The sequence below is a fragment of the Anaerorhabdus sp. genome (genome assembly GCF_036657415.1).
Classification (GTDB): Bacteria; Bacillota_I; Bacilli_A; order Erysipelotrichales; family Erysipelotrichaceae; genus Anaerorhabdus.
Genome location: NZ_JAVXGL010000014.1, coordinates 32,161 through 39,229, shown reverse-complemented (window position 1 = coordinate 39,229; position 7,069 = coordinate 32,161). Strand labels below are relative to the sequence as shown.

Genomic DNA, 7,069 nt, shown 5'->3' with positions numbered 1-7,069 from the left:
AATCGATATAGTCATGCGTACAATTTTAAATCCAGGAGATGAAGTAATTCTTCTTCAACCAGGATATGTTGCTTACGAACCATTGGTACGCTTAGCAGGTGGTGTTCCTGTAATCATTGAACTTAAAGAAGAAAATAAATTTAAGTTAACTGCTGAAGAATTACAATCAGCAATTTCTGATAAAACAAAAATGTTGTTTATTAATTTTCCAGGTAACCCTACGGGTGGTTCTATGTCACGTGAGGATTATGAAAAAATCGTACCTATTATCAAGCAACATGATTTTGTAGTATTAACAGATGAAATATATGCTGAATTATCTTATGGAAATGAATTTTGTACAATTGCTTCATTTGAAGAAATTAAGGAACAAGTAATTATTATTAACGGATTTTCTAAAGCTTATTCTATGACAGGATGGCGTGTTGGATATTTGCTGGCAGATGAAGAAATTATTAAATCAATGAATAAAATACATCAATATTGTATTATGTGTCCATCTACTATAAGTCAATATGCTGCAGTCGAAGCTGCGGCTCATGGTGATGCAGATTGTAAATTACATCATGATTCTTTTGAAGGTAGACGAAATTTCATTGTAAATGGATTGAATCGAATTGGGCTTAAATGTCATATGCCAGAAGGTGCATTCTATGTATTCCCAAGTATCAAATCAACGGGATTAACATCAGATGAATTTTGTGAGCAGTTACTTAATACAGAGAAAGTTGCGGTAGTACCTGGAACTGCATTTGGTGGATGTGGAGAAGGATATATTCGTATTTCTTATGCTTACAGTATTGATGAAATTAAAGAAGCATTAACAAGAATTGAAAGATTTTTGAATTCATTAAAGAAATAAGAGTAACTAAAAAGAAGCGCATACATAGTATGCGTTTCTTTATTTCTATTTAACTTGAATTATTTGGTAATGATTACTGTTGTTTCTGTAATGTTTGGGATCATAGTAAGTTCATTAGCATCGATAGTATTATTGACTATTTCTAGTTGCACTTGAACAGTACATTCTTTACCTACTTCACATAAACTTGCATCATAGAATGCTCGAATATCTAAAGCAGTCAATGTATTTACATCAATTGTATTGCTAGTGATTGTTACTTGTACTTGAGCGGTATCAGCATTATATTTAACACCTGGTAGACCATCTTTTACAAATAAAGGAATTAATAATGTATATCCTTCTGTAATTATTTCTTTATCATCTGTTGCGGGTGTTTGAGTAGGTTGGGTAGGGGTTGCACTACATCCTACTAAGGTAAGTATCATTAGCATTGGTAAAAAACCTCTTAAAATAGATGTTATGTTCATTTTCATTTTTTTATTTTCTCCTTTTAATATACGAATATGAATGAATTATTTTTAATCATCTAAACTATCTAAATCGATAAATGGCATCAGCGGTTTGATGGATTTTAATCCATTATCATGAATAGATTTTTTCGCGATTTTGGCAAGAAAATCCTCTTCCAAAAAAGGAGCAAGCGATTCAAAATTTTTGAGCCCATTTTTTTTGTACTCATCTTCTGCAATTTCTTCCAAATCGTCTTCATCAATAAATGGAAGAATTGGTAAAATCCCAGATAATCCAGCTTGTTTATGAAGCATACCTGCGAATTTTTTTAAATCTTTTTCATCCAAGAAAGGATATAAATTTTTTAAATCTTTTCCCATATCATGTAACTTTAAAACAAGTTTGCTGATCTCATCTTCATTGATAAAAGGAAGTAACTTATCAATAGATTCATTATTGTCAATCAATGCTAAAGCAATTTTATAAACATCATCTTCATTCATAAATGGTCCCAGTTTATGAATCGAATTATATTCTTTATTTTGTAAAAGAATTAAAGCGAGTGCATTTACTTTTCTTTCACTTAGAAAAGGAAGCATTTCCAATAAATCACTAAAATCAGTTGATGTATTAATTTCATCAACAATATTTTCTATTTGATTCGGCTTTAAGATTGGTAATACATTTTTTACTTCTTTTACTTTTTCAGGATTCATACGTATGAATTCTTTTTCTTCATTTTTAATAGCACTTTCTAAGAGTGAATTGTTTTCTCCTAATAATTCACTTACAGAGATATTAAATAATTCTGCGATTTCAGGTAATTTGGTTACATCAGGCAATGAATTACCTCTTTCCCAATTTGATACAGCTTGGTAACTAATAAATAGTTTATCTGCTAATTCCATTTGGGTCATATTTGATTTTTGGCGAAGTTCTAGAATTTTTTTGCCTATTACTCTTGTATCTAACATTTTTTATCCTCCTGTGTTATATCTGTATCGTAACAAGTATGGGTTTAATTTCCTATCAAGTGGTAATTGAGTTGCAATTTAGTAACTCAACTATTTGTTGAGTTGCTTTTTGATACCTTAATTATACTTGAACAAGCAACTTTTTAGAATATTTCAAAATACCCGTTGACACATTATACTATGTAATGTATAGTATACAACATAAGGAGGTATTTATGGATGCTCAATTAAAAAAAGGATTCCTTGAATTTTGTGTATTGGCGGCGTTGAAGAATGAAGATTCTTATGGCTACCAAATCGTAAAAGATGTTTCTACATGTATAGAAATATCTGAGTCAACATTGTATCCAATTCTCAAAAGACTAGAGTCTAGTAGAATGGTTATAACCTATTCTGTTGAACACAATAGTCGATTGCGTAAATATTACCAAATTACCCCAATAGGAAAAGAACATATCTTAAAGTTTATAGAAGATTGGGGAGAGATAAAAAAAATCTATGACTTTGTGAAGGGAGAACAGGGAGATGAATAAGATTGGATTTCTAGAAAGACTTGAGAATTTACTTCAAGGTATTGATAAAAAGGAAAGAGATAAAGCAATATCTTTCTATAGTGAAATGATTGATGATTTTATTGAAGATGGCTTGACAGAAATAGAAGCAGTAGAAAAGGTTGGGAAACCGGGTGAAATTGCAGAACAAATAATTACAGAAGATTTAAGTAAACCAGAAAAAACAATGACAAAAAACAAGAAAACATTAATTAGTATATTGTTAATACTGGGGTCACCATTATGGGTGGTCTTGTTATTAGCGGCGGGATGTTTGTTATTGGCTGGATGTATGTTATTGTTTGCAGGATTAATCGTAATTTGGCTTATTCCTATTTGTGTAGGAATTGGTGGGGTAGCTTGCTTAATCATGGCGACAGTCAGTGTCTTAGGATCATTTGCAATAATGTATCAAAATATGGCTTTGGGAATAATACAATTAGGGCTCGGACTATTTACAACAGGTTCATTTGTTCTTCTGTTTATCGCAACAGCTAAGCTAGGAAGATTCTTTATGGCAGTTACAAAACAAGCAATGAATTTAACAAACACATATGTATTTCAAAGAATAAGAGGTTTAGGTGTATGATGAAACAAATATTAAGTAAAAAAAGTATTGTTATCTTATCTACCATGCTTATGATTGTGGGAATAGGATGCGGTATTATTGGATTTGCTATGGCTAAGAATAATACGGAAAATTTAAAAACGGGTAATTCTGATGCTTGGTATCAAACAGTTCATGTCAATGATGAAAATGAGTTTCGTATTTACCTTGAAATAGGACCAATCAGTATAATGAGTTTTGGACATTAATTAAAGATATTCTTCATAACGAAGTATATCTTTTTTCTTGCGTTGGTTAAACGATTGTTTCTTGTTATAATTATAAAAAGAGAATTTGAATAAGGGGGTAAATAATGCGTAAACTTACAGTATGTATTTTTATTCTTTTATTACTTGTGGGCTGTTCGAACCAGGACTCACAAACAACGAATTCTGAAAATACCCCTAAACCAAATAATGAAGCACTTGCTGCTGACGCATCATTTGTCAGTGAAGAGTGGTATGATCGTTACGACATATTCGAAGTTAATAGTGAACCTGCTCATGCAAGTATATGGCCTTATTCTTCAAAAGAAGAAGGGCTGGCAGCTGAAAAAAGTAGCTTGGATGACTTGGATTATTTATCATCACCATATGTTCAATCGTTGAATGGGACGTGGCAATTTTATTATGCGAAAAAGCCAACCGAGCGACTAAAAAATATTGCTGGTTTTGATGCTTTTTCTTATTGGGAAGATTGGGATGATACACAATTTGAAACTATTGAAGTACCTTCCAATATCCAAACACAGCGAAATGAAGACGGAACTTTTAAATATGAAAGTCCAATTTATATAAATCAAATTTATCCGTGGATTAATAATGAAGTGATTCAATATGGTTGGCAAGGAGAACCACTAGCTCCGACTGCTTTTAATAGTGTAGGGCATTATAAGCGTGAATTTGAGCTTAATGATTCCATGGAGGGTAGAAATATCTTTGTGAGTTTTAAGGGCGTAGAATCTGCTATCAATGGACAACGCGTAGGATATAGTGAAGATAGTTATTCAACACGAGATTTTAATATTACCCCTTATCTCAAAAAAGGTAAAAATACAATTGCGGTAGAAGTGTATCGCTGGTCGACAGGCAGTTACTTTGAAAATCAAGATTTTATTAGATTAAGTGGAATCTTTAGAGATGTTATTTTATATTCAAAAGATGATGTAGAAATTAGAGATTTATTCGTGACAAGTTCAATTGCTTCAGATTATGAAAACGCAACGCTTAATATTGAAACAAGTATTCGAAATTTGACAACAGAAATAAAAGAAGGATATTCATTATCTGTGGATATTTACGATGGTGAACAATTAGTTTCAAATAAATCGAATAAAAAAGAAGTTGGAATGTTACCATCATTTGAAACAGTAAAAGATGAAGGACTTCTTGTAATGCAACAAGTAGAGATATCTAAACCAAAATTATGGAGTAGTGAAAAACCAAACTTATATCATGTATTAATTCAATTGTTTGATCAAAAAGGAAATGTTGTAGAAACAGTATGTACTCGTGTAGGAATAAGAAAAGTTGAAGTAAAACAAATTGAAGGTGTGTCACAAATATTAGTCAATGATAAACCAATAATCTTAAAGGGTATAAATCGTCATGAAACAAGTTTAAATAATGGGCGAGCAATTACCAAAGAAGAAATTATCCAAGACTTGTTTATGATGAAGTCATATAACATTAATGCATTTAGAACATCACATTATCCTAATCAAGAATTAACATATGATGTGGCAGATGAAATTGGTTTGTATATTGTTGATGAAGCTAATATTGAATCACACATTGGTGAAAACGAATTATCTGTACCAGGTAATAATCCAATTTATGTTCCATTGATTCTTGATCGTACAAAGAGTATGGTCGAACGTGATAAGAATCATGCAAGCATCTTATTTTGGTCATTAGGAAATGAATCAACTTACAATGAATATCCAATGGATGAAAATTATCCATTCTATGTTACATCTAGATGGATTTTATCGAGAGATCCAGGAAGACTACGTGTGTATGAACGTGATAATCGAATTGGGAATACAAGAGAAGAATCAATGGTTGATGTAGTAAGTACGCAATACTGGACATTGGACCAAGTAAATGAGTATGGTAAAAATAACAAGAATGCATTCTTTCAATCAGAGTATGGACATGCGATGGGGAATGCTTTAGGTAACTTTAAAGAATATTATGATGTATATCGTAGCTATCCAAATATACAAGGTGGATTCATATGGGATTTTATTGATCAATCAATTTTAACGGTTGATGAAAATGGAAATGAATTCTATGGTCATGGTGGTGATTGGGGAACTGAATTACATGATGATGACTTCTGTGGTAATGGAATAATCAGTGCCAATCGCAAACCACAAGCTGAAAGTGAAGAAGTAAAAAAGGTTCAACAAGATTTTCAATTTAGTTTTAAAGATAATATACTAACAGTTACTAATGAAAGCATTGACACTAATCTTAATGAGTTTATGGTATCAGTTGAATTATTAAATGATGGATATTCAGTTTACAAAGAAGACCTTGAACAGTCGCAATTAAATGTTGAAGCACTTACAACAAAAGATATACATTTATCGCTATCAACATTGAAGACATTGACAGGTGAAGTCATTCTTAATGTTTATGTGAAGTATCCAAAAGATCAAGTTTGGGCTAATGAATATGGTGGCAAGAAAGGTGACATTCATTCAAAAGAACAATTTATTTTAAAGGTTAACCAGAATGAACTTCAGCAAGAAGAAAATAAACCAATAGTCGTAAATGAAAAAGAAAATTTCATTGAGATAAGTGGTTATAAGTTTACTGTTAAAATTGATAAAGGGACAGGAACTATCACGGACTATACATACTTGGGGGAAACCTTTTTGGGAAATGGTCCATATGTAAGTTTTGGTAGAGCTCCAGTTTCTAATGATCTTGAATTTAGTCCAGAAGTGATGAATGCGGAAAGTACTGCAAACTTAGTTTCTCTTTCGTTAAGTTATACAGATACAAAGGCAATAATAAAAAGTCAAAGTATGATTGAATCTACAAATTCAAAAGTAAATACTACCTACACAGTGAGTGGAGATGGATCCATACTCATAGAGTCAAAAATTGATGTACCAACAATTAAAGCAGTTGGTGAAATTGCACGGGTTGGAGTTATATTTAATTTAACGAAATCGGTAAAGTCTTACGAAATGTATGGACGAGGTCCATTTGAAAATTATAGTGATCGTAATACGGCTGCATTTGTAGGTATTTATTCGGGAAGTTTATTGAATTGGTTTAATTCTACACAATTAAAACCACAAGACAGTGGTAATAAAACGGATGTACGTTGGTTTGATATAAAGGGTAGTAAGGGGACTTTACGATTTATCTCTGATACGAATTTAGCTGTCAATGTATTGGCATATCTAGATATTGATATTGCGAATGCAAAGCATATGTTTGAACTGGAAGAAAGGGATGCACCAATTCTCCATTTAGATGTGCACCAAAGAGGATTAGGTAATGGTAGTTGGGGTGCAGAGCCTTTAGCTAATTATAAAATTAAACAGGGACAAACAATCACAATGAATCTTTTAATTACACCAAAATAAAAAAGTAGATGTCAC

7 protein-coding genes are annotated in these 7,069 nt (G+C 31.8%); 5 read left to right on the top strand and 2 right to left on the bottom strand.

The features are described 5' to 3' along the window. A partial coding sequence (locus tag RSB60_RS03540; protein WP_332614583.1) for a pyridoxal phosphate-dependent aminotransferase occupies nt 1–862 on the top strand: 862 nt, incomplete at its 5' end. Between the two features lie 59 nt (nt 863–921). On the opposite strand, the gene RSB60_RS03535 is transcribed toward RSB60_RS03540, so the two are convergent. Both RSB60_RS03535 and RSB60_RS03530 read right to left on the bottom strand, forming a co-directional pair. Further along, nucleotides 922–1,338, bottom strand: a complete 417-nt coding sequence (locus RSB60_RS03535; RefSeq protein ID WP_332614581.1) for a hypothetical protein — start codon at nt 1,336–1,338, stop codon at nt 922–924. 45 nt (nt 1,339–1,383) lie between these two features. Further along, nucleotides 1,384–2,289 (bottom strand): helix-turn-helix domain-containing protein, encoded by a 906-nt coding sequence (locus RSB60_RS03530; RefSeq protein ID WP_332614578.1) that lies wholly within the window; start codon nt 2,287–2,289, stop codon nt 1,384–1,386. A gap of 215 nt (nt 2,290–2,504) precedes the next feature. Between RSB60_RS03530 and RSB60_RS03525 the strand changes: the two genes are divergently transcribed. The 4 genes from RSB60_RS03525 (at nt 2,505) to RSB60_RS03510 (ending at nt 7,054) form a co-directional block, all read left to right on the top strand. After that, the gene (locus RSB60_RS03525) at nt 2,505–2,822 is read left to right on the top strand and encodes a PadR family transcriptional regulator (protein WP_332614576.1); all 318 of its coding nucleotides are present in this window, start codon (nt 2,505–2,507) and stop codon (nt 2,820–2,822) included. Next, the gene (locus RSB60_RS03520) at nt 2,815–3,429 is read left to right on the top strand and encodes a DUF1700 domain-containing protein (protein ID WP_323382236.1); all 615 of its coding nucleotides are present in this window, start codon (nt 2,815–2,817) and stop codon (nt 3,427–3,429) included. The genes RSB60_RS03525 and RSB60_RS03520 overlap by 8 nt, the downstream gene beginning before the upstream one ends. After that, nucleotides 3,426–3,656: a hypothetical protein gene (locus RSB60_RS03515; protein WP_323382237.1), complete on the top strand. Its 231-nt coding sequence runs from the start codon at nt 3,426–3,428 to the stop codon at nt 3,654–3,656. Before RSB60_RS03520 ends, RSB60_RS03515 begins: the two co-directional genes overlap by 4 nt. Before the next feature lie 104 nt (nt 3,657–3,760). Continuing rightward, nucleotides 3,761–7,054, top strand: a complete 3,294-nt coding sequence (locus tag RSB60_RS03510) for a glycoside hydrolase family 2 TIM barrel-domain containing protein (protein ID WP_332614574.1) — start codon at nt 3,761–3,763, stop codon at nt 7,052–7,054. Nucleotides 7,055–7,069: the final 15 nt, after the last annotated feature.

What these genes read in the sequence shown, in the direction of transcription:
- RSB60_RS03520 (WP_323382236.1), top strand. Translation starts at nt 2,815, where the DNA reads ATGAATAAGATTGGATTTCTAGAAAGACTTGAGAATTTACTTCAAGGT.
- RSB60_RS03530 (WP_332614578.1), bottom strand. Translation starts at nt 2,289, where the DNA reads ATGTTAGATACAAGAGTAATAGGCAAAAAAATTCTAGAACTTCGCCAA.
- RSB60_RS03535 (WP_332614581.1), bottom strand. Translation starts at nt 1,338, where the DNA reads ATGAAAATGAACATAACATCTATTTTAAGAGGTTTTTTACCAATGCTA.
- RSB60_RS03525 (WP_332614576.1), top strand. Translation starts at nt 2,505, where the DNA reads ATGGATGCTCAATTAAAAAAAGGATTCCTTGAATTTTGTGTATTGGCG.
- RSB60_RS03510 (WP_332614574.1), top strand. Translation starts at nt 3,761, where the DNA reads ATGCGTAAACTTACAGTATGTATTTTTATTCTTTTATTACTTGTGGGC.
- RSB60_RS03515 (WP_323382237.1), top strand. Translation starts at nt 3,426, where the DNA reads ATGATGAAACAAATATTAAGTAAAAAAAGTATTGTTATCTTATCTACC.